Below are 2,174 nucleotides of genomic sequence, written 5' to 3' on the forward strand. Positions count from 1 at the left end.
AAAACAGAGCCTAAAGCCACTCAAATAATGAGGCTAGCTAAGTTGTTGCACGTATCCGCAGAGGAGATATGTATGGGAAGGTTTTACGAGAAGTACAACGTAGAAGACTTTATGGAAAACCTACATGATTATCGCGGACGTGTTAACTCATGGAATATAGATATGGCCATATGTAACAGCATTACCAACCACAAAGGTCTGTTCGAAGAACTAGAAGAGATATGTAAGCGTGGCGGATAACGAAAAATTAAGAGGAATTAATGCTAAAAGAGACACCAATAAAGGAAATCATTAAAGAACTTGGATTACCTACAGAAACCAAGTTTACTGGATATGGGATACACCTTGCAGATAGCGATGAGTTTTTAATGAAGTACATTTCTAATGAATACGCTAACAACATGTGGTGGTGTAAAACCCCAGAGAAAGCAGAATTATTTAAAAATCACTCTAAAGCGGTGAAAGTTAGAAATGAATTAAAACCGCAGGCAAACGTAGTTTTAATATGGGATGTAGGCAAGCAATATCTAGTAACCTGTCAGGAAAAATAAAGAAACGCTCCGCTGTGGCTCGTTGCCACGAGGGGCAGTAATCAAAAGAAAGCCCCACTTACACAATAACATTTAGTAAATGATGATACGCAAAAAGACGCGTATCACTTTAGCGGTATCCCAGAGGGAGCCCTCCGCGAAAGCAGGTCATTGACAAAATAACATTGCTCCAGTTCCTTCGTTATCACTTCGAGTAACGGCAACAACAAGCAACGAGTTGCTTATGCCATTACTCAAACTGAAAACAAGGGGCTTAAAGATGAAACAGCGATTTACTTTAGAAAAATTAACTAAGACTGATGTTATTGACGATGTAGTTGAGGCTGAAACAGCTGAGGAGGCTTTAGCATTACAGTTTGGTGGCAATGCTAAAGATTATTATCCTTGCATCTCTATGTTGGGAAATGACGCGTTGTACTGCACAGAGTGTAATGGTGTATATGAAATGTATGCTAAATATAACAAGTCATGACGACAGATAAATCTAATAACAGCCAACTAAGCAGTTGGCTGTTTAGAGTGTTTTATTAACGGCCTACTTTAAACTTAAAGCAAGAAGAGTTTTTAGGGTATATATACTCCCCTGTTCTCCAATGCTTTATGCGTTTGCAATATACAAAGCCATCTTTAACGTAAGTATCACTGTTTGGATTCATGTACATCGCCCCCACAGTGATATTTATTGTGAATTGGGCAGAACAAGCAAAGTTGTTTGCCTGTGCATACACATGTACTTTTAAAAAGCTTAATTCGCATAATGGTTTACCTCGTGTTGTTAGCGAATGTTGATTTCGTTGAAGCACGCGTATACCATTACTCTTGCTGAGAGTGATAGATACGAGCCTGATGCATAGCATTGTGCCTCGTAGAAATCAGATAAAGGGGTCGCCATTTGGCGGCCTTTTTTGCATCTAGGGTTTATTATAACTCTCTTAACCAATTCTGGCAAACTTCAAAATCATCTGGTACAACCAGATATAGTGCTGAAATGCCTTTAAAATGGTGTCACATGTGATACCATTGGTGACAATTGTCACCCACTTGAACTGTAAAAGATGAGCAATAAAATAACCTTACACCTTAATTTAAAAGGCTTGCGAGAGTTCTGGCAGCTTGACTGCTGCTTAGCGTATAAAGATGACCGTAGTCGATTACCAAATGCTGAAGAAATAAAAAAATTACTAGAATTAAAAAGCTGGAATCAAGAACAGGCAGCTAATCTAGTGGGTGTATCAAAAGAAACTATGAAAAAGTGGTGTTTAAAAACAGAAAGTAAAGGAAATAGAAAAATACCATATGCAGCATGGGCATTATTATTAATATACTCAGGAAAGGTAGTAAATGATAAAGTCATACTCGATTTATTAAGCAATAAACCTGATGAATAAAGACATTACTTTAACCACTGAACAACAGTTATTTATCGTACGCCTACCTTGCAGGTTGCGCGGAACCTACGTGACTTGGTTGATGGGGTTCGATCCTTACTTCTTAATGAGCCGTGAAACTTACTACAGACATGCCAAAGAACTGGCAACAAAATACGGTACAGAAATACGCAAACAAAGCCCCTACTATCAGCCCCCTAAGACAGACTAGTTAATATACATTATAGGAACTTAA

The 2,174-nt window shown here is 38.2% G+C and carries 4 protein-coding genes and 1 pseudogene; all 5 read left to right on the forward strand.

Annotation, left to right across the window (positions count from 1 at the left end; all coding sequences use genetic code 11):
- Window positions 1-240 (forward strand): annotated as a pseudogene (locus EOK74_RS20890) (hypothetical protein); the annotation flags it as partial.
- Window positions 241-260: 20 nt separating this feature from the next.
- On the forward strand, window positions 261-551 hold the full coding sequence (locus EOK74_RS20585; protein ID WP_133472004.1) for a hypothetical protein: 291 nt from the start codon (window positions 261-263) through the stop codon (window positions 549-551).
- Between the two features lie 259 nt (window positions 552-810).
- Window positions 811-1,023, forward strand: coding sequence for a hypothetical protein (locus tag EOK74_RS20590; protein ID WP_133472005.1), 213 nt, complete (start codon window positions 811-813; stop codon window positions 1,021-1,023).
- A gap of 583 nt (window positions 1,024-1,606) precedes the next feature.
- The gene (locus tag EOK74_RS20600; RefSeq protein WP_205964778.1) at window positions 1,607-1,939 is read left to right on the forward strand and encodes a helix-turn-helix domain-containing protein; all 333 of its coding nucleotides are present in this window, start codon (window positions 1,607-1,609) and stop codon (window positions 1,937-1,939) included.
- Window positions 1,932-2,150 carry a hypothetical protein gene (locus EOK74_RS20605; RefSeq protein ID WP_133472007.1) on the forward strand — a complete coding sequence of 73 codons (219 nt, stop codon included), beginning with the start codon at window positions 1,932-1,934 and terminating at the stop codon, window positions 2,148-2,150. Before EOK74_RS20600 ends, EOK74_RS20605 begins: the two co-directional genes overlap by 8 nt.
- Window positions 2,151-2,174: the final 24 nt, after the last annotated feature.

It is taken from the genome of Paraglaciecola marina (assembly GCF_004360155.1).
Classification (GTDB): domain Bacteria; phylum Pseudomonadota; class Gammaproteobacteria; order Enterobacterales; family Alteromonadaceae; genus Paraglaciecola; species Paraglaciecola marina.